3 protein-coding genes are annotated in these 23,550 nt (G+C 55.6%); all 3 read right to left on the bottom strand.

From position 1 onward, the window contains the following. A partial coding sequence (locus I8U18_RS16010; protein WP_198056550.1) for a beta-ketoacyl synthase N-terminal-like domain-containing protein occupies positions 1–3,300 on the bottom strand: 3,300 nt, incomplete at its 3' end. Next, entirely contained in the window at positions 3,297–7,787 is a 4,491-nt protein-coding gene (locus I8U18_RS16005; RefSeq protein WP_198065045.1) for a beta-ketoacyl synthase N-terminal-like domain-containing protein, read from the bottom strand. The genes I8U18_RS16005 and I8U18_RS16010, both read right to left, overlap by 4 nt. Next, a complete protein-coding gene (locus I8U18_RS16000) occupies positions 7,784–23,224 on the bottom strand; it encodes an SDR family NAD(P)-dependent oxidoreductase (RefSeq protein ID WP_198065044.1) in 15,441 nt (5,146 codons plus the stop codon). The genes I8U18_RS16005 and I8U18_RS16000 overlap by 4 nt, the downstream gene beginning before the upstream one ends. Between the last annotated feature and the right edge of the window lie 326 nt (positions 23,225–23,550).

The following is a 23,550-nucleotide window of genomic DNA, read 5'->3' as shown; positions in this document are numbered from 1 at the left end:
ACGGCTGTATTGCCCGTCCGCAAACAGCCCTTCATAATCCAGTTCATATCCCTGAACGTAAAGCTCGGCCACAGTGGCCAAATTCTCCAGATAGTCAGCGGCTTCAGCAGAATGGCGGCATTTTTCAATGCATTGATTTCCGAATTGTTTAAAAGATAATTGCGAACGCTGGTCCTTTACTTCGCCGACATAAACATGGGCCGCCTGTCCCTGCTTCAACCAGGAGAGGAGCGATTCCCGGGCATCATCCAAATCCCGGGCCACACAGGCCAGACGGTGTTTAAAGTGCTGCCGGCCGAACAGCAGCGTATAACTTGCGTTTCCGCACCCGGCGCGCTCTTCATCCTCACAATAGGCGATGAACTGCTCGACTTGCTTCCGTAAACGTTCCTGGGTGCGGGCCGACAACACGATCAAATATCCCGGCTTGTCCGGATGCCTTCTTTCCACTTGCGGAGCTTCTTCCACCACCAAATGGGCATTGGTTCCCGTCGCCCCAAAGGAACTGATGGCGGCCCGCCGTTTGACCCCGGGCTCAACTTCCCAGTCCCTCAGCTTGGTATTGACAAAAAACGGACTGTCCTTGAATTGAATATTGGCATTGCCTTTCCTGAAATGGAGAGAAGGCGGGATTTTTTTGTGTTTCAAGGAAAGCAGGATTTTAATGAAACCGGAAATTCCTGCAGCCAGCTGTGTATGGCCGATATTGGTCTTGATGGAACCGATCGCGCAATATTCCTTTTTGTCCGTGTAAGAGCGAAATGCCCGGCTGATCGCCTGGAACTCGATCGGGTCGCCCAGTTTGGTTCCGGTTCCGTGCGCCTCCACCATCTGAATCTCCGCCGGGTTGATGGCAAACTCATCATATACCGCTTGTTCCAGACGTTGCTGGGAGCGCAGGCTGGGTGCGGTGATCCCGTTGGTCGTGCCGTCCTGATTGATCCCCGAACCGCGAATCACTCCATAAATATGGTCCCCGTCCCTGATGGCATCGCCCAGGCGTTTGAGCACCACGGCTCCCACGGCTTCTCCCGGAACCATGCCATCCGCCCGGTCGTCAAACGTAAAGCAGCGCCCTGACGGGGACAGCATTCCCGCCCGGTCGGCCAATAAATGGTACTGAGGTGTATTATTGATGTAGACTCCACCGGCCAGCGCCATTTCCGTTTCCCCGGTCCATAAACCCTGACAGGCCATATGGATGGCCACCAGCGAACTGGAACAGGCCGTATCCACCGCCAGCGCAGGGCCGTGCAGATCCAGCAAATAGGCGATTCGCGCCGGAATGGCCGAGTTCAACGCTCCCCATAATGCCTGGGGAGGAGGCGCATCGGCAAACAGCGACGTATAGTCCCCGCCGCCACACCCGACATAGACTCCGCATTTGCGTCCTTTGACACTGGCCCCGGCATAGCCGGCATTCTCCAACGCCTTCCACGCTTCTTCGAGAAAGAGGCGCTGCTGCGGATCCATATAGGTGGCTTCCAGCCCGGAAATATTGAAAAAAAGCGGATCAAACAGATCAATATCCTCCAGATATGCACCGCTGTCACAAAAGGAAGCACCTTCTGGGTGATATTTTGACAAATCCCAGCGAGTCACTTTGCCAACCAGATCTTCCCCTTTTGCCAGGTGCTCCCACAATTCGTCCACGGTTTCCGATTTGGGAAAACGGCCGCTCATCCCGATCACGGCGATCGGCTCTTTGTTGATCGTTCGGCCGGCCCGGGCAACCGTCGGCAGCATTGTCGGCTCACGCAGACTTCCCTTTCCGGACGGGCGACTGCCATAAGCGGGCGGAACTGCTTTTCGTTCCGTCCTGAACCGGGAAGAGGAAGCAGACGGCTGTTTCCGCTCAGTTTCATCCGGCTGGCGGTTGGCGCCCATCGTCGCCGCAATCTCCTGTTTGTAGTTTTCAATAATATAGTCAGTCAGCAGTTTTACCGAGCTGTAATCAAACAAATCCGTCGTCTGCAAGTCAATCCCCAGAGCTTCATTGAGGATTTGGATCAAACGCACACCGATGATCGAATCGACTCCGTAATCGGCAAAAGAGCGGTTTTTGTCAATCCTGTTCCTCTCCATCTTGAGCGCTTCGGAAACTTTCTCCATGATCACGTCGGCGATTTGTTCCTCGGGCAAACCGGCGGGGGCTGCCTGAAGGGGTTGCTTGGCAACGGCCGGTTCGGCCTGCTTCGCCGGGGAACGAACCTCCCGTCGCGCTTCCTGCTTGAGTCGGATAACGCCGTCGCTTTCAGCTACGATAATCTGCTGCCCGAGATCATGGGCTTCCTGTGCCGGGAAGAAGACAGAGCGGAATCCTTCTTCCTCCAGTACCTTCTTCCAGGTTTCCGGCTCCAGACCGGGACACCCCGGGATCCGCAACTCCTCATCATCGTAAAGCCACCAGCCGTCCGTCAGCCCAAAAGTCAAATGAGTAAACAGCGATAACCGGCTGATTTCGTTTACCAGAAGCAGACCGTTTTTTCTCAACAGCGATTTGGCGTTGCGCAAGGTTTGCCTGATATCGCGGGTCGCGTGCAAAACATTGGCCGCAACGACGACATCAAAGCTTCCCGGGGCAAAGCCTTGTCCGGTGACGGGCATTTCGATGTTCAAAACCTTATAAGTCAAATAGGGATAAGCGCTGAATTCTTTTTCGGCAAACAGCAAAAAAGCCTTGGATATGTCCGTATAGCAATACTCCTGAATCGAGTTTTGAAAGGGAGTCAGCTTGCGAAAGATGCCGGCACTGGTTCCCCCGGTTCCGGCCCCTATTTCCAAAATCCTGATTTTCGCTCCCGCGTCCTGTTTCAGCAGCAGTTGACAATAACCGGCCAGCGCATTGGCCACAACCTCATTGAAGTAATCCACAACGACGTTATCCTTGTAGATCCCTTCCACCAGTGCAAAGGAGGATTGGGGGAACATGACATCGGTGGCCGGCACTTTTCCGGTCAATATTTCCGGCAACGAGCGCATCATCGTTTCCACCAGAACCACCTGGGCCCGGGTATTCGGTTCTGCCAGCCACGGTTTCTTTTTTTCCTCCCACTCCTTCCATGCCTCATCCATCGGCTTCGGGTTAATCTCATCAACATAGCAGGTTTTCCCGTCAAATCGGAGATACTGCATTTCCGCCAAAAACTTGATGCTTCCTTCCAGCCAGCGCCGGTAGCTGTCGCGCAGTCCGTATCGGGCCGGGAGGTCGGCGGGATCGGAACGAGGGGCGGTAAACAATCCCATCGACTGTAATTGCCTCCAGAGCAGCTCGCAGAATAACCGATCCAGCTCCTTCATGGACGAACCTCCTTCGCTGTTTGGTCTGCGGAGAGGCTGCTTATGCCCGGCGGGCGCTTTTGTTCTTCCATCACCTTCACCAGATGCGCCGCAATGCCCTGAATCGTTTGCAGTTCAACAACCGTTTCCACATCCAGCTCCACACGCATGTTCTGATTGAAGGTATCGACCATTTCCTGGAGGGAAACCGGATCAAAACCGTATTCGTGCAGCGGCAAATGCACATCGACCTCCCCGGCACTGACTCCGAGCGTCCGGGAAACAGACTGAATCAAAGCGTCCTGCACACTGCCCGCCGGTTTTCCTGTGATTTCCTCTCCCCCGTCTTGCCCCCTCACGAACCCTGCCTGCGGTTTGGCAATCGCCGGAATGAAATCTTTTAACCGGTCAATTTCCGACTCGTATGCAGAAGTCAGCATCACGATCTCCTCTCCCGTTGGTGTCGCAAGCTCGTCTGTCCCGGCAAGAAGCTCCTCTTCCGAAGCATTCCATGAAATCCCTTGCATCCGCACACACAGGCGGCCATCATCGTCGCACAGGGCAATGTTCAGTTTCCCTTCCGCCCCGCCGCTTTGGTTGATCAGCGCCCACATTGAAGGAACGCAGCGGTCGAAATATTCCACCGTCTCACAATGGAAAGCGGCCGAAGCAGCCGATGCATCCGCCATGAAAACGGCAGCTGCCTGCAATGCCGGCTCAAGCAGGGCAGGATGAAGACCAAGCTGCTCCTGCGTTGATACGAGCGTTGAAGGCAAAGTGAGCTTCACCAGCAACTGCCCCTCATCCTCGTACACCTTTTCCATTCCCCGGTAACCCGGACCGCACTCAATCCCGGCCATTCGCATCGATTGATAAACGGAAGCGGGATCGATGCTGCGCTGAGTATCGCCAGAGAGCATGTCCGGCCTCTCCAGCGCAGGTGCTTCCAACGCGGAGCGGAACACAGCCTTACCATGTGCGTACAATACAGGCCGATCCCCTTCCGTTTCCCGGCAGATCTCGTACCCGATCTCATCTTGCTCATCGACAAACAGGCGGATGCTCACCTGCAGCGGATTTTGATCAACCACGAGCGGGTGAAGACAGGTGACATCTTTCAGCACGATCTGCGTTGAACCGTCTTCGGGACCATCCGACGCCCGGACGATCGCGGCCTGCACCATTTCCAGACAAGCGGTTGCGGGCAGGGCCGGACAACCGTTGACTTCATAATCGCCGAACAGAACCTCCTGTCCGGTAAAACGAGAAGTAAAGCGCAGCCCGCTGAAACCGGAAGTGTTATGGTGCAGCAGTGGGTGAAGCTGCTCCTTCCCCGTTTGTACCGCCGCCTCCTTTTCTCCTTGTGCCGTCATGGCGGACGGAATCCAGAACCGTTCCTTGACGAACGGATAGGTCGGCAGGCTGATGCGGTTGGGCCGGCGCTGAACATAGAACAAGTTCCAGTCCACATCGATTCCGTTCACCCAAAGCTGCGCGATTTGATCCAGTTTTCCCTTGACGGCCCATTTTCGGATCAATTCCCGGGTATCTTCATCTGCGGCCAGAAAAGGGAGCAGAGTGCCCTTTTGCTGAATATGCCCCCGATAACACTGCTCCGCTCCGGCTTCATTTTGCAAAAAACTTTCCAACTTGCGCTTTAAGTCGCTCACGCCCTTTGCGATGAAGACAACCCTTTCCTCCATCGCCTCGCGCCCGGTCTGAAGGGTGTAGGCCAAATCCTCCATGTTCGGGGATGCATCATCGTCCAGCCCTTTTAAATAGTCGAGCAATTTCCGGGCATATGCCTGCAACCGCTCCGCACTTTTGGCGGACAACGGGACCAGAACCCGCTTCGCGTCAGATCGCTGTCCGGAAGCAGATGGCCGGGCAAATTCGGGACATTCCTCCATGATGATATGCACATTGGTGCCGGTCGCTCCAAACGAACTGAGGCCGGCCCGGCGCGGACAGGTCACCCTTTCCCCGCCTTGCAGAATCGTGGGCCGCTCCCATCTCTCCGTTTTTTGCTGCACATAGAAGGGCGACCGTTCAAAATCGATGTACGGATTTAATTCCTCCGCATGCAAAGAAGGAACCAGCGTCTGATGATACAGCTGCAGCGCATTCTTGATCAATCCGCTGATGCCGGCAGCCGATTCGGCGTGGCCGATATTGGATTTCACCGAACCGATGGCACAATACTGCGTGTCCGAAGTGTATTGACGATAAGCCCGGATCAGCCCCTGAATCTCAATCGGATCACCCAACGAGGTTCCCGTCCCGTGGGCTTCCACGTAACTGATCGTGCGGGGATCAATGCCGGTCTCGGCAAGGCAGGAGGCAATCAGGTCAGCCTGTGCTGTCGGATTCGGCACGGTAATTCCGCTGGCTGTCCCTCCATGGTTAATCGCGCTGCCTTTAATCACGGCATAGATATGATCCTTGTCTTCAATGGCCCGGGACAGGGGCTTCAACAACACCGCCCCCACCCCGTCGCTGGAAACATACCCGTCTCCGCCCTTGCCGAAGGAACGGCAGTAACCGTCTGAGGAGTGCATGTTGGCCATGCCGTAAGTGAGGTATTTATTCGGATGCAGGGATAAATTCACCCCTCCCGCCAATGCCACTTCACTTTCTCCTTTGCGGATGCTGTCGATGGCCAGATGGACGGCAACGAGGGACGAAGAACAGACGGTATCCACCGCCAGGCTCGGTCCGTGAAAATTACAAAAATAAGAAACGCGGTTGGCGATCGGCGCATAGTTCAGAGACAAGGGAATGACCAGCCCGCGGGAGATCGCTTCAGCAGCGACCAGTGCATAATCCTTATGCATCACCCCGACGAAAACGCCGACATTGCGCGTTTTGTTCGGACCCCGAGGCGATGCCAGCGTTCCGGGGACATAACCCGCATCTTCCATGCATTCCCAGCAAACTTCCAAAAACAGCCGTTCCTGAGGGTCGATAATTTCCGCTTCCCGCGGGGCGATTCGGAAAAAATACGGATCGAAGCAATCCGCATCTTCAATGAAGCCGCCCCAGCGGGAAATCTTTTTTCCGGAAGGCGATCGCAAATCGCTAAATTGCTTCCAGTCCCAACGGGATGAAGGAACTTCCGTGATGCAATCTTTTCCGGCAAGCAGATTCGCCCAGAATTCACGCAGGTTGGAAGCACCCGGGAACCGGCCGGCCATGCCGATGATGGCAATGTCCCCATCCTGTTGAATCGTGGCTGCCGCCGGAGAAACCTCTCTCTCTCTCACGAACGCCCGCTCCTGAACGCGATCATCCGCATCTTTCTCCCGGGACACATCCTTCTCCGAAGACATTTCATCCGAAGCGGCAAACGGAACCTCTGAACTCTCTGCCAAATGGAGCGCCAATTCACCGATTGTCGAATACTCGAACAGAAGAGTCGGGCTGAGCTGCACACCCAGCTCTTTTTCGATATCCTGCATGACGCCCAGCAATTGCGAAGATTGCAGCCCAAGTTCGAAGAATCCCAAATCAGGCCTGACCTGTGACGGTTCCCTGTCCAAATGGCGGGCAAAAATTTTGCGCAGCATCAGTTCGAGAGCACCTGTTTCCCCTGTGCTCCCGTCCGGTTCCCGCCGTTGTCCGGTCACCATTTCCGCTGCCGGCTTCACCGGAGGCGAAAAACTTTCCCGCGCCAGAGCGGGATTGATCTGCCCTTTCGCACGGATCTTTTTACTGGTGATTCCCCGAAGGTGCCCGATTTGCCGGCCTTCGCCATTATAAATGGCAAGATCCAACGTGCGAATCTCATTCACCATTTTCACCGAAGAAGCGAGGGCCCGGACATAACATTGGGTGTGCAAAGGCTCCGTACAGAAAAATTCGTCATAATAGAGCGGCAAATACAGGTCTTCCTGATTTCCCCGCTGTTCCCAGAGCACTCCCGCAGCCATCGCCGCCCCGTCGATCAGCGCCGGGTGAAACAAATAGGCATCGGCCCCGTCCTGGCAGGATTCATCCACCTCAATCCCGATCAGAACGCCGGAATCGTGCTGATAGATCTCCCCCTGCGCCTTGATCATTCCGGTGTGGACAAGCCCCTGCTGCCTGGCCTTCTCGTAGACCTTGTCCAAATCGAAATGGCGGACCGCTTCCCACTTGAGTCCGCCAATGTCGATTTTTTCCGAAAAAGCAACCGTTTCCTGATGAAGTTCGGCCGTAATGTACCGATGAGCGGGCAGCCGGTTACCCCGCTCATCAGTCTCCTCCCCTTCCACTTTGATTTTCCAGTGATCTGAAACATTTTCAAAGGTGACGGCCAGGTTCACCGGTCGATCCTTGCTGACAATCAAAGGATTGGAGATGGATAATCGCTTTAAGGCATAATCACGGAAATCCAACTCCAGTATTTGCCCCAATTGATACAGGAGATCAATATAGGCGAGTCCGGGAAGCAAAGGTTGGCTGTAAACGGAATGATTCGAGATTACCGGATGTTCCGTCGTCAGCGTCAGGCGAAATACTTCTTTCATCGGATCTCCCCCCATACGTTCCGTACAGGACGCCGGTGGCGGCTGACCGTCTCCGCTTCCGCCGGTTTCTCCCTGCCGGATGAAACGCCGACGCACACTTTTTGCAGAGCCGGTGCTGCCTTCGGAAAACGCTTTTGCCGGAAATCCCTCTCAGGAACGAACTCCTCCACAATTACATGATAGTTGGTTCCACCGTCGGGGAAGGAGTTGAGAGCCGCTGTCCGCTTCTGTCCGGAAGGCGGTCTCCAGTCTTCCGTCTCCCGGTTAAAGCGTATGCGCGACCGTGAAAAATCGTAGTACTCAAAGGGGTCGTTGGCTGACAAGAACGGGGGGATTTTCCCGTAACGGACACTCAACAGGCAGCGGATCAGCCCGGCCATGCCCGAGGCCAGCAGCAAGTGCCCGATATTGGGCTTCACCGCTCCCAAACAGCATGGACCCCATTCCCGGTTTCCGAGAGCATAGACATCGGACAAGGCTTTTATTTCGATCGTATCCATGATTGGCGTTCCGCCTCCGTTCACTTCAATGTAGCCGATCTCGTCCGGACGCTTTCCGCTCATGGCCAAAGCCGCCTCCATCACCTGCTTTTGGGCTTGCAGACTGGGCGATCCCGGGCCGAGAGTCCGGCCGTCATTATTCACGGCAATGCCTTTGATAATGCCATAGATGTAATTCCCGTCTCTGACCGCATCGCTAAGCCGTTTTACGACAACGACCCCGATCCCTTCTCCCAGCACTTCCCCGTCCGACTGTTTGTCAAAAATCTCAAAACGCCCGTTCCCGCTTAAAATATTCCGCGCCGCAAACACATCGTGGGCAAGGGGGCCCGTCAACAGGCTGACAGCTCCGACCAGAGCCATGTCAATCCGTTTTCCGCGCAGGGCATCGGCCGCGAGCAGCAAGCCCGTAATTCCCGAGGAACAAGCCGTATCCACGACCAGACTGGGCCCTCTGAAATCGAAAAACTTGGACAGATTGGCCGCCAGGTAGTTCTGGCCGATCCCCAAAATCGGATTGGCCGATGCCAAAACTGCATCAGCCGGCGCCAGAGGCTGTGATCGTCCCCCGATATAGACCCCGACTGACTGCCCCCGCAATTCGTTCGGCTCATAACCGGCATCGAAGATCGCGTTCAGGCTTTCCTCCAACAAGAGGCGCGCCTGCGGATCCATCACTGCCGCATCCGACTCACTGATATGGAAAAAGGCGGGATCAAACCGATCGATTCCCTCTATCCATCCGCCGTAATCAACCCGTCCGTTCTTGGGAATCCAGCGTTCTTCCGGAACGGGCCGAATCGCACATTTCCCCTGCGTCAGCAATTCCCAATAAGCTTCTTTGGAAGGTGCGTCCGGAAACCGGCAGGCGATTCCCACGATGGCGATCTCCTCTTCCGGCTCGGGCGCGGACCCGCTTGCCGGAGGCTGAACCGACTCCGGTTGGAGCGAAACAGAAGGTATTTCTTCTCCCGACTCCACCGATTCATCCCGGATCGCTTGCGCTGCCGGCTGCCAGGCGTCTCCATGATGTTCGGCGAAATAGTCCGCCAAGTCCGCGATGGTACCGTACTCCAGCAACAAGGACGGCGGGAGCGGTTTTCCCGTCTTTTCCTGCATGGTCTGGACGATCTGGGTGATCAGGATGGAATCGACCCCGTAATCGGCAAAAGGCTTGTGTTCGTCCAACCGGGTGTGGGCCAGTTTTAATTCCGACCGGAACACGTGTTGCAACCACCGGACAATCTCTGCGCGCAGCTGTGACGGTGACGCCGGCGCTTTTTCCCCTGCATCCACACGGCCCTGCGCCGCTTGCACTGATCGCGGAACCGCAGGCAAACGCTCTTGCCGGAGCAGCTTGTCCCCGGAAAAACGCTGCGGATCGACGACGCAAGGGAGGCATACCGTCTCCGGCAGAGATTGGACATCATCCAGCAACTGCAAACCATCCGCGGTGCTGTGCGACAGCAACCCGGTCTCGCGGTAAACCGGTGTGTCCATCCCTCCGGCTGCCATGCCTGTCTCCTTCCACGCCGGCCATTGAACCGACTTGAACCAGGACTGTCCTGCCCCCGCCTGATAAGCCGCATAATAATCCATATAGGCATTGGCCATGGCATAATCGCTCTGCCCCGCCGCCAGTATGGGCGAGGCTGCGGCAACCGACGAGAACAGGAGGAAAAAGGACAACGGTTCGGATTCCAGCGCTTTGTGCAGGTTGACCAGCCCCTGGATCTTGGGCTCACAGACCGCTTCGATTTCCGCGATCGTTTTTTTGAAGAAGGCCGGATTGCGTCCCCTGATCCCGGCACAGTGAAACACACCGGTGATCGGCCCCAGCTTACGGCGAACCTCCGCGACCATCGCCTGCAAGCCCGGCAAATCCGTCAGGGACGTATTGGCATAATGAAGCTTGACCCCCTGGTCGGCCAGCGCTTTCAGCCGGCGAATCTTCTCCGCTTGTTCACTGTTATCGCCCGTCTCGGGCAGATGCTCCCATTCTCCCTGCTCCGGCAAGGCCTCCCGGCCCATAATGACCAGATGCTTCACTCCGCGGCGGACAACCTGCTCGGCGACGGCGGCGCCAATCCCCCGGGAGCCCCCGGTGATCAATATCACATCCCGCTCATGAAAGGACGGGGCAAACGGCTGCGGCTCCACTTCTTTGAAAGCCGGGGTGAATCTGCGGCCGCCGCGGTAACAGCATTCGATCAGGTTTCCTTCCTGACTGCGGAAAAACTCGTTCCTGATCTGCTCCGCCAACTCTTCGTATTCATGCGCCGCGCAATCGCTGTCCAGGGCGATCACCTGAATCTGCGGGTATTCCGCGCCCAACATCCGATACAATCCGGACAGACGCGCTCCCTGAAGGGTGGGTTTCTCCACCTGCCACGATTGCAGTCGGCAGGTTACCTGCATCAGTTTCCAGCCTGCGTGACGATGGTGTTCGATCAATTTTTGCAAAAAGGTGATTTTCCCGGCTTCTATCGCCTCGGATTGTTCGTATTGTTCATCGTAAGCTGTCACGTCAATCACGCCAAGGAATTGGGGCTGATCGACTTTTTTCTTTATTTGATGATAAAGTTGTTCACCGGCATGACTGTCGTAATAATCCGTCACCACCGCAGCGGAAGAAGCGACGGAATCATGAACGACGGGCACGACTTGCAAAGCTGCTTCCCGCAACCACGGCTCAGCGATCTTCATGGTCGCGGGCGTGGCCAGCATAATCACTGTCCCGGCATCAGTCTCCTCCTTTTGATCCGGGGAGTTCTCCCGCCAGTCCTTGACCAGAATCTTTTTGACTTTCTCCTTCTCCCGGGCGGGCGGACGAAGACTTTCAACCGTGGAAGGATTGTTCGCTCCGGTAACCCAATACCGCTCCCGGGCAAACGGATAAGTGGGCAGGCTGATGCGTTTCGGCTTTTGCCCTTTGTACAGCCTGTTCCAATCAACGTTCAGTCCCTGCACCCACATGCTCAGCAATTTTCCGTATTTCCCCTTTTCCAGCCAACGATCCACGGTTGCCTCAAAATCCTCATCCGCCTGCAAAGCCGCCAACTGCCCTTTCTTGATGACCCGCCCCGCATACAGACCGTCGATCTCCCGTGTTCCCTCCAGCCAGGCTTTCAGCTTCTCTTCAAGTTCTCGGAGGGAAGATGCCAAAAGGGCCAGGCGTTCTTCCATGGCATCACGCCCCACCTGCAAGGTGTAAGCCATGTCGCGCAAAGAAGCATCGTTATATTTTCCTTGGCGGATCGCTGTCCATAAATTTTGCACCTGTTCTTTTAACCGCGTTTGATCTTTCGCCGACAAAAGGATCATCACCGGGACTTGGGATTCCTCTCCGGACGTTGGTTCATCGGCATGCGGGATATATTCCTCGATCACAACGTGGGCATTGGAACCGCCAAAACCGAAAGAGCTGACACCCGCACGGCGGGGAATGTCATTGCCGCTGGCGTCTTTGAGTGCGGTCCACTCCCTGTTTTCCCGCACGATGTAAAACGGGCTGTTTTGCAACCGGATATAGGGATTTATCACATCGGTGTGAAGGCTCTTGACCAGCATTTTGTGTTTCAGCTGCAACAGCAGTTTGATCACTCCGGCGATCCCCGCTGCCAGTTCCAGATGTCCGATATTTGACTTGACCGAACCGAGGCCGCAATGGGGCCGGTTTGGCTGTTCCGCGCCCCAGTCGGCATACAATTCGGCAAAGGCAGCCTTCAAACCGTTGATCTCGATGGGGTCGCCAAGTTCCGTTCCCGTTCCGTGCGCTTCAATGTATGTCACCGTTCGGGGATCGATCCCGGCCTTCCGGTAGGCGGTGACCAGCAGTTCCGCCTGTGCCTTGGGATTGGGGGCGGTCAATGAGTTGGCCCGTCCCCCGTGGTTCACAGCCGTAGCGCGAATGACGCCGTAGATGTGATCTCCCGCTTTCTCGGCATCCTTCAGCCTTTTGAGAAAAATCATGCCGACGCCCTCTCCGCGCACATATCCGTCGGCCTTGTCGGAGAACGTTTTGCAGCGTCCGTCGGCAGACAGCATGTTCGCCTTGCTGAAGCTGATATAAAGATCCGGAGTCAGAATGGTGTTTACGCCGCCGGCAATCGCCGCATCACAGTCACCGTTTTTAATGGCGTTAACGGCACGGTCAACCGCCACCAGAGAGCTGGAACAGGCAGTATCGACGGGTTCACTCGGGCCGTGAACGTTGAGGAAATAACTCATCCGGTTCGGTCCCATCGCCGTGGCCATTCCCGTTGCCGAATAGCCTTCCAACGCAGCACCGGCCTGTTTGATCACCCCGGCGTAACCGCTGTGCCCCATTCCGACGAAGATGCCGGTCTTCGTTCCGGAAAGGCTCTGTGCCGAATAACCAGCATCTTCAATCGCCTTCCAGCAGCAGGTCATGAGCAGGCGTTGCTGAGGGTCCATCAACTCGGCCTGGCGCGGGGAGATCCCGAAGAAAAGCGGGTCAAATTCATCGACCCCCTCTATAAAACCGCCCCATTTGATATTGGTTTTATCGGCTTCCTTGGCCGGGTCTCCGTAATATTCACGCCAATCCCAGCGTTCTTTGGGAATTTCCGTGATGCAGTCCCTGCCGTTCACCAGGTTGTTCCAGAACTCATCCAAATCCCGCGCTCCCGGAAAGACTCCGCTCATTCCGACGATGGCGATTCCCTCGTCATACAGTTCCCGCCGGGATGCATCCTTCGATTCGCTCTTTTGCTGCCTCCGGACTTTCTCCTTTTGCAGGGGCAAGCTCGGTTTCTTCTCCGTGATTTCTTCCGAACCGAACGGTTTGCCCGTTTCCGTTGCTTCATTCTTGCCGGCCGAAGCAAACCGGGGCGCGAGAATATCACCATATTCCTCGCATAAATACCCGGCCAACTCATTCAACGTTGTATGTTCAAAAAACAGGGTGGGCATCAATTCCAGTTTATAGCGCCGGTTCAGCTCATTTGCCAGCTCGGAGAACGTGATGGAGTCAAATCCGTACTCATCCAGCCCGGTATCCGCGTCAAGCTCCTCCATCCTGACATGTATCAATCGGGAGACAACCTGAAGCAGGGCGAATTGGACGCGTTCCCGCAGATCGCCCGGCCGCTCTTCCCCGGGCCGTTCAGCGGACTTGGGAAGCTCCTTCTGTCTGGCTGCATCCGGCCCTGCTTCCGGCGATAACATCCTTTGTCTGATCCGCATTGTATCACCTGCCATCACCATCACCCGCCCGCTGCCGGAAGACCAACACTGATAAAATGCCCGGATTCCGCTTTCATTCGTCATCGGCATCATTCCCGCCTGCTGCATCATCAGCTTCGTTGCCGCTCCGATTCTCATTCCCCCGCCCTGCCAATAAGGCCAGTTGATGGACAGCGTCCGGCCGTGGCGTTCCTTCCGGGTAACGAGGCTGGCCCGCCACTTTGCATAGCTGTCCATAAAGCCATTGGCGGCGGCGTAATCGGCCTGCCCGGCACTTCCCCACACCGCCGAGCCGGACGAGAAGCAGATGAAGAAATCAAGGGGGATGTCTTTCGTCGCCAGATCCAGGTTCACCAGCCCCAGCGTTTTCGGAGCCATTACCTCATTCAGCTCTTCCTCCGTTTTGTGGCGAATCCGGCTGTCCCGAAGCACACCGGCGCTGTGAATAATCCCGTGGAGCGTTCCATGCTCGTTCCGGATCGCGTTGACCAAGCGGTTAACGGCTTCCCGATCCGTCACATCCGCACGCTGATAGGCGACGCGAATGCCCGGCGATCTGATCTCATCAAGCTTTGCCTCCATCTCTCCGGTCAACGGGGAACGGCCGGCGAGGATGATAACGGCATTATTCAGATGGCGCGCGATTTCCCCGGCAAAAAGGAGTCCCAGGCCGCCTCCCCCTCCGGTGATGAGATAGACGCCTCCCTCTCTCCACGGCATCTGCGCGTTCTCCCCGTCCGCTTCAATCGGGCTCCATCCGGCAACCAGGCGTTTGCCCGCTTCGTGGCGGAGATGAAGATCATCAGGCCGGCGGCTATTCTCTTCCAAAATTCCGGCGATGCCTTGCAGTGAATCGACTTCGATCAACTGCCCGCAGAAATGCGGATTCTCCAACCGGGCGCTTTTCAGCATGCCGGCCAATCCCGAGAGCGTCTGCGCGGACTCTTCCGCCGGAACAACCAGTTGCAACATGACTTTCTTCCTTGCCCGTTCATGAAAGAGAGATTGCAAGATTTGCAAAAGCTGCCCGGCATAATCGCGGAATTGATGTTCGATCCGCGTTTCTCCTGACTGCAGAATCCTGAAGTCCGCCCCTTTCATTTGTTCCGAAATCATCTCCGTATCCGCGAAGCCGCAAAACAGTACCAGGCGATTCGCCGAAACAGACGCTCCCGCCTCTCCCTCAACCGGCTGTTCCTGCCACACAGGCCGCAAAAGAAGCGACTCCGCAGAAGCGGACTCTTTCGTTCCCCACGGTTCTCCTTCCAATACCCTCAGGGATAACCCCCTCATCCGGGCGCAGACCGTCCCCTGCTCATCACAGAGGTCGATATCCAGCTTCAGAAGCCGATCTTCCGCTTTGCTTCCCTCGCTATGTCGGATATATGACCACATCTCGCTTGTGCATTTCCGATAAACCACGAGTTCCTCAAGGGCAAAGGGGATGACCGGCTGAATCTCCCCTTTCTTCGCCATCAATCCCAGGGCTGCCTGAACGGCCGAATCCATCAGGCCGGGATGCAAGACAAAGGACTCCAGCGTCTCACGGGCTTCGTCCGGCAGCGCCAGCTTCGCCAACACCCGATCCTGTCCGCGGTATATTTCGCTGATTCCCTGGTGGCCGGGGCCGTACTCCAGACCGATCGCCCGAAACGCTTCATAGCAATCCCCGCCGCTCAAAACGCTTTCCTCACATTCGCGTTTAAGCGCCGGCAAATCCAGGGTCGGCACCACCTCAATCATCTTCAGAACGGCACTGCCCCGGTGATATGCTTCTTTCCCGGAGTCTCCGTGAATCTCGTACGTGATGGTTTCGTCTTCTTCCGGGAAAAGCGTGATTTGCACTTTTTCCGGCTCTTCCTCAACCACGACCGGCCGCGACCACACGATATTTTTCAGGTGAATGCCCATCTCGTCGCCGCATTCTCCCCGGGCTGCCCACTTCACCGCTTCCCGTGCCATCTCCAGATAAGCCACACCCGGCAACATCCGCTTCCCTTTCACCTGATGATCCTCAAGGAAAAACTCCCGCCCCGTAAAGGTGGAAGTAAATTGAATCCCCTGGAGTCCGGATGTATTCTCATGCAGGAGCGGGTGAAGGGAAACAGAGTGCTCCGTTGCCGATGTTGTCCGTTTTGCCTCGCCCCTCTTTTCCGCGATCCCGTAATATTCTCTGGCAAACGGGTAAGAAGGCGCATGGATGCGCAAAGGTTTATTCTCCCCGTAAAGCCACTCCCAGTTCACATCGACTCCCTGTGCCCATAATTCAGCGATTTTCGCCAGTTTTCCTTTTGCTGCCCATTTGCGGATCGTCTCCTGAAGATCTTCATCGTCCCCGTCGAACAAGCCGGCTGCGTCTGCTCCTTTCCTGTATTGTCCGCGCCAGACGCCGTTCCGGGATTTTCCGGCCAAGAAATCCGCCAATGCCGTGCGCAAATCGGCGGGATCATCAACCAGAAACACCACTCGTTCCTTCATCGCTTCCCGCCCGGTTTGCAGCGTACAGGCCAGCGATGCCAGGGAAAAAGGCTGTGCAGCGCCGCCGGTATCCTGCCGGTTTAAAAAGTCAAGCAGCTTTTCGGCATACGCATGCAAACGGTCCTCTTTCCGTGCCGATAACGGAATCAGTACCGGACTGGCTGCGTCATCTGCCGGCGTCCGCTCAGGCCGGTATTCCTGCACGACCAAATGCACATTTGTCCCGCTGTGCCCGAAGGAATTGACTGCCGCCATCAAGGGACGGCCCGCGGGCGACATCCATTTCACCGTTTCGGTATTCACATAAAAGGGCGACTCTTTCAAGGCAATCAGCGGGTTTAATTTTTGGAAATTGATCAGGGCCGGAATTTGCCGATGCTTCATCGACAGCAAAACCCGGATCAGGCCGATCACCCCGGCAGCAGCACCCGTATGCCCGATATTCGACTTGGTACTGCCGATCGCGCAAAATTCCCCCTTGGACGTAAATCGCCGGAAAGCGCGAATCAGCGCATTCACCTCAACCGGATCCCCCAGTTTGGTTCCCGTCCCATGCGCTTCGACATAAGAAATATCCTCCGGATCAATGGCGTACTTTTGATATACTTCCGTCACCAATTGCTCCTGAGCCAGCCCATTGGGAGCGGTAATTCCGTTGCTGGCACCGTCCTGGTTCATCCCCGATCCGACGATCACGCCATAAATCGGATCACCGTCCGCTTCGGCCTGATGGAGCGGTTTCAAAACCACGATTCCGACACCTTCGGACAAGACGGTTCCGTCTGCACGTTCGTCAAAGGTGAAGCACTTGCCGGTGGGAGAAATCATTTCGATTCCCGACAAGGCGATGAGGGAGGTTTCGTCCAGCTTCGCGTAAACGCCGCCAACCACCGCCATCGATGATTCTCCCCTGCGCAAGCTTTCGCAAGCCAGATGGATCGCTGCCGCCGATGAAGAGCATCCGGTATTGACCACAAGGGCCGGCCCGGTCAGATTTAAATAATAGGACAGGCGGGAAGCGACGATCGCATCCGATGAACCCGTAAAGGACTCATGATAATAGTTGGCCGGTTCCGCTCCGATAAACACGCCGACCGGCATTCCTGCCAGTTTTTTCGGATTGTAGCCGGCATCCTCCAACGCTTTCCAGCTCTCCTGTAAGATCAGCCGCTGATGCGGGCTCATCGAAGCAGCTTCACGCGGGGAAATATTGAAAAAGAGCGGATCAAAGGCATTTTTCTCCGCCAAAACGCCGCCCCACTTGCAATAAGTCTTGCCCGGCTGTTTGTCCCGGTCATAGTAGCGGCGTTGATCCAGATAGGCGGCGGGAAGTTCACGAACGGCGTCATGACCGTTGGCGAGATTATTCCAGAATGCATCCAAATCCGGCGCATCCGGGAATTGCCCCGCCATGCCAATCACCGCAATTGCCCCGGAACCGATGCTGCTTCCGTCTGCATACTCCGAAACTTTCGCTGCTTTCAGCTGTTGCCCCCGTTTCTCCCGGTTCACTGCCAAAGAGGCGGCCGTCTTTTCCCGCCTCCGTTCTGCACCCGATTCGGCCCTGATCTGCTGTTCGAGATGATTTCTGTACATCTGCGTGATATGCTCGCTCAACCGGTCGACGGTAGTATAGTCAAACAGGATGGCGCTGTTCAGGTTGATCCCGAGTGCGGCATTTAACTGATTCACGAATGAAACGCCGAGAATGGAATCCACCCCGTATTCGGAAAAGGGCCTGCTTGCCGAAATCTGCTCCTGCGGAACTTTTAAAACACCGGACAATTGCCGGATAATCAACTTCCTGACATAAACATCCAGCCGCTCCCCGGGCCGTTTCTCCTCCACCGCCTGCCCGGCTTCCGGCAATGCCGCTGACGCTGTTTCTTCGGTCAAAACTTCCTCCGCTTCCGGTTCTGCGTCGTCCATCGGGAGCCTGACCCATCCGTCGCTCTCGGCCACGATAATCTGCTGTCCGTTTTGTGCCCCTTGCCGCGCCGGAAACCCGATTTGCCTGAATCCTTCTTCCTCCAGTACGGTTTGCCACTCTTCCCGGCCGATCAATGGTGAGCCCGGAATGCGCAAATGCTCATCTTCAAACAGCCACCATCCGTCCAAAAGACCGAAGGTGACAGTGGCAAAAAGATGCTTGCGGGTCATTTCGTTGAGAAGGAGCAGACCATTTGATTTAAGAGCTGCCTTGATCCTGCGGATTGTCTGCCTGATATCCCGGGTTGCATGAAGGACGTTGCTGGCGATGAGGATGTCATAAGCTCCCGATTCAATCCCCGCTGCAGAGACCGGTTGCTCGATGTTCCAGGTTTTAAAGGTTAAACAAGGGTAATCCGGTCCGTATTTTTCCTGGGCAAACAGCAAAAACGATTTGGAAATATCGGTATAGCAATACTCGAGTCGGTCAGCCCACTCCTTGATCCGGTCCAATACGACGGCACTGGTTCCCCCCGTTCCCGCTCCGGCTTCGAGAATCCGAATCCGGTCCAGCGGATTTTGCGAAAGTCTCTGCCGGATATAGTCCGCGACGACATCGGCCAGTACGTGGTTGAAATAATCGGCAACCGTATTGTTTTTGTAAATGCCCTCCACGCTTTCCATCGAGGCATTGGCAAAGAGCACTTCCGTGGCCGGAGTCCGCCCGGTCAAAATGTCCGGAAGCTTCCTCAGACAAGCGTCAAGGAGCAGCGTCTGCGCCCGCCAGTCCAGATTGCCGGAACAGGACGCCATGAACGGTTCCCATTCTTTCCAGACCTGTTCCCGCTTCCCGGCATCATGATCGGCAAGAACGATCATCTGCCCCGCTTCGCTGCAAAGATATCCGTATGTTTCCAAAATCCGCAGGCACTCCGCCAGCCACCGCTCATACTTGCCGGCAATTTTCCCCTTTTGCAGCAAATCGGCGGCTGTCACCGGCATTCCTTTCGGCGGCAGACCCAACGTTGACAACTGAACGAAGAGCAGCTTGGCCACCCATTCTTCCATCTGTTTGGCGAGAGCGCCGTCAATCAAAGGATCTTCTGCATGCTTCCCGCTCTCCAGCCTGCCGTAAAGAGATCCGGGCAACGGCCTGGTGACAGGAGCATTCACAACAGCCTTCTCCTTCTTCAGATTCATCAATCCCTTCAGGGAGGGCGACGGTTTGAGGCAGAGACTCTGGTTTAACAATCCCTCCCGCAACAGACCGGCGACACGGGCAAAACAGGCAAATCCTTCATCGTCTTGCAAAGCTCTTGTTTTGCCGTCCAAAAATGTCCCCTGCACCGAGTCTTGCCAGAATCCCCAGTTGATGGTCCCGACAGGAAACGGTGCCTTATTCCTCAGGCTGCGCACAAAGGCATCGGAAAACGCGATCCCTGTGGCGTATGCTGAAAACCGGGCGGCTCCGGAGAACGAGTAAGCCTGACCGGAAGAAAAATAGAGCATAAAGTCCAGCGGTTCATCCTGAAAAGCGGTATAAAAAAGGATGCCGCCAATCGTTTTGACATTGAGGATCTCCAGAAATTCGTTTTCCGTCGTCTGACGAAGCGAATTTTCAAAGGAAAAGACCACCCCTGAGAAGATGGCCCCGTTAATAACGGAATGCTGTTCCTTGATCCGTTTGACCGCCTGCCTCATCTGCCGTGGGTCAGTGACATCCGCCCGGATATAGGCAGGCACAGATCCCAATCCCGCGAATTCGGCCAGTTTTTCTTTGATGGCATCGGAATCTTCCGGTGTGCGTCCGATCCAGATGACCCTGGCGCGATATTCCACAATGAGATAGCGGGTAATGGCTCTGCCGACGGTGCCGCTTCCTCCGGCAATGACGTAAACGCCTCCGTTTCTCAATCCCTCCGTTTTCATCCGGCTGGCGCTGTCCATTTCAAGAAACGCCTGCCGATAACGTCGCCCGCGCTGCATTTTGATCACTTCGCCGCGGTGGGAAGGCGGTTCCTCCAGGATCATGTGCAAAACCTGGTTCTGCTTTTCTGCATCTCCCATGTCTTCTGCGGACAGGTCGATATTTCGCACCCGCATGCGGTGGTCGCCCTGGGCTACGGCATAGGCGAGTCCGGTCACTCCTCCGCCGTACGGATGCGCCGGTTTCCCTCCGATGGTGTAATTATCCTGGGTCAGGAAATAACAATCGACCGGAGTGTCGTCCTGCCTTGCCTGCAACAGCTTGACGATCCGCAGCAATGGCAGCTCATTGCGCTGCTGGCTTTGCGCTAGATCATGAAAATCGATCTGTTCATCAGCATTGCGAAATTCGGCAATGAAATAGAGACAATCGATCGCTCCGGCTTCGTTCAGGCAGGCCTCCAGCGCTTGCGGGTCGTCGAAGGCGCATTGCCAATGATCGTCGGATCTCTTTTTGCTTTCGCGGTCGAGAAGGATTTGTACGATCCGGCCGGCGGAGGCGTTCCGCCGATAATGATCGACGATCGTTTGTTTAAATGCCGTCGAAGATTCCTGATAGACAATCACGACCGTGTCATGCCGGTGAGCTTCAGCCCTTTCCGGAGCGGCCTGTTCTTCCCAGACCGGCAAGTAAAGGCATTGTATCCCGGGCTCTTCCCTTTCCGGTGTTGCGTTTAAACGGGTTTTAACTTCGTCTCCCCTGATCGTTTCGGGCAACCAGCATATTTGTCCGGCAAACGGATAAGCGGGCAAGCTGATCCGGTACGGCCTGTCTCCCGGGTAGAGAAGGTTCCAGTCCAGATTGAGCCCTTTTACCCACCATTGCAGGAGCTGATCATATTTCCCCTTTTGCAACCACATTTCGATGATGGTTTCCAACTCTTCATCTGCGGCCAAAGCAGACAAAAGCTCTTTTCCGGAATTGGCCCCGCCCCGGAACACTCCGCCTGATTCCACCCGGCCATCCAGAAAACGCTTCAGTTTCTCCTTCATTTCTCTGACTGTTGCAGCTGTGAACGCCAGCCGCTCTTCCATCGCTTCCCGCCCCACTTGCAGGGTATAGGCCAGGTCGGCCAGATCGCTGTCTGCGAACGGCTGCTCTTCCATCGCATCCAATAACTGCCGCACACGCCGGCGCAACGCTTCATCATCTTTGGCCGACAGCACGATAAGCGCCGGATGAACGGGCCCAGTTGCATGGTTGTGCTCCGTCCGTTCCTCCCGGATGTATTCCTCAACCACGATATGGGCGTTGGAACCGCCGGCGCCAAAAGCGGAAATGCCGGCCCTTCTCGGGTATTCCTTTTCCTCGCCGTCCAGATTGAGCACCGGCCTTTTCCACTCCTGCAAGCTTCTTTGGACAACAAAAGGCGTCCGGCTGAAATCGATATGCGGATTTAACACGTCCGAATGCAAGGAAGGCACGAGCTGACCATATTTCATCTGCAGGAGCACTTTGGTCAACCCGGCAATCCCTGCGGCGCTTTCACAATGACCGATGTTAGACTTCACAGAGCCAATCGAGCAAAATTGCTGATCTTCCGTCAACGCTCCGAATGCTTTCGACAACCCGGTAATTTCAATCGGGTCTCCCAGTGCGGTTCCCGTTCCGTGCGCTTCCAGGCAGCTGACCGTCCGCGGGTGAATGCCCGCTTCCTGCAAGGCCCGGCTGATCACTTCCGCCTGTGCATTCGGATTGGGAACCGTATAACCGTTGGTCTTGCCGCCATGATTGATGGCTGTCCCTTTGATCACGCCATAAATGTTGTCCCGGTCGGCAATGGCCCGGGACAACGGCTTTAACAGGACGGCTCCCACTCCTTCACCGGGAACATAACCGTCGCCCCCTGCACCAAAGCTTTCACACCGTCCCTTGCTCGATGCGAATTTCCCCTGCCCGAGCAGCAAATATTTGTTGGGATGGATCGACAAATTGACCCCGCCTGCAACCGCAAGTTCGCACTCTCCCCGCATGAGGCTCTGACAGGCGAGATGCAGGGCCGTCAACGAAGACGAACACATGGTATTGATCGCCATGCTCGGCCCGGTAAAATTAAAAAAATACGAAACGCGGTTGGCGATCGACGAGATATTACTGCCGAGAGCAACCGGGTTGCCCTTTAATTGTTCCTGCGCGCCGTACAGGGAGTACTCTTCATACATCACCCCGACAAAAACGCCCACCTTGCCCCCATAGCTGCCCTCCTGATCCGAGCGGAGCGATTCCCGGGTGTATCCGGCATCCTCGATCGTTTCATAGACGCACTCCAAAAACAAACGTTCCTGCGGGTCCAAGACTTCCGCTTCCCGTGGGGAAATATTGAAAAAGAGAGGATCAAACCGGTCGACGCCGTCGATAAATCCTCCCCATTTGCTGTAGGTTTTCCCCGGTTTATGCTTGTCCGGATCAAAATATAAGCGGTGATCCCAGCGATCCGGGCTGATTTCGGTGATACAGTCTTTTCCTTCCTGAAGATTTTTCCAAAATTCCCGGATATTTTTCGCTCCGGGGTAACGCCCGGCAAGGCCAATGATGGCAATTCCGTCCCGCTGTGCCGTCTTCGCTTCATTCTTCTTTTGCCTGCCGCGCTTTTCCGCTTTTTTAAAAGGCAGAGGCGGCTGCGCATGATCCGCCTTTGCAGCCGCTTCCTCTTTAACCGCTTCCTCTTTCAATCCGAGCAGGTTAACCAACGCCTCCCGGTGGCACTTGATAAAGTAGCCGGTCAGCTCCCCGATCGTTTGGTACTCATAAAACAGCGTTTTGGACAAGGGCCCGAAGTTTTTTTCCAATTGTGCCGTCAGCTTCATCACCATGACCGAATCCATTCCGTAATCCTCCAACGGTGCATCAAGATCCAACCGGTCGGCGGGAGCCTGAAGAACGGAGGACAATTGATGTTTCAGATAATTGGCCGCCATGATGCGAAGTTTGCTCTCTTCGACGGGCACGACTGAACGTTTTTCCACGGGAGACGTCGCATCACGGTGCTCTGCAAGGATGTATACCGCCAAGCCGTGCAGATTTCGTTGCTCCAGAATCAGCCCCGGGGTGAGTTCCAGTTGATAACGTTGATTGAGCCAATCGGCCAAATCAGCCAGCAAAACCGGGTCCAGCCCGAACTCCGCCAACTCCGTGCCGGTACTGACATGTTCCGCCGGAACGTTTAAGAGATCGGCAACCTTCTCCCGTAAATCCCCTTTAAGCTGATCGGCCAAGGATGTGTTGGTCATCGCCGGAATTTGCATCAAAAACTGCCGGATCTGTTTGGCTGCCTCTTCCTGACTGATCTCCCCATTTTTGATCTGCCGGTACAGCGATTTCACCGGGTGATCCATTTCAGCCTCACCTCTTACCCCAAGTTTCAATCTGACTGCGTTGTGATTGGAGCAGTTGCATAAATTGCTCTTCCGACAACTCATTCCGTGCGATTTTTTCGGTCAGGCTCAGGCAGAATTCATAACTGACAGGCGGGCTTTCCCGTCTTTCTGCCTCATCCGCCTGCTGTTTACCTGCTCCGATAAAACGTTTCAGTTTATTTTGATCCCCGTGAAGAACCAGCACCTGCGGATGGCCGGAAGCAAGCGCTTGATAGAACGCCTTTATGCCCGCTTCCGACTTCAGGGCCGACATGCCGATATCCTGCATCCAGCGGGCTTCCTGC

It is taken from the genome of Thermoactinomyces sp. CICC 10522 (assembly GCF_016055075.1).
GTDB classification, from domain to species: Bacteria; Bacillota; Bacilli; order Thermoactinomycetales; family Thermoactinomycetaceae; genus Thermoactinomyces_A; species Thermoactinomyces_A daqus.
The sequence above is the reverse complement of the archived record's forward strand: the minus strand, read 5'-3'. Positions and strand labels throughout refer to the sequence as shown.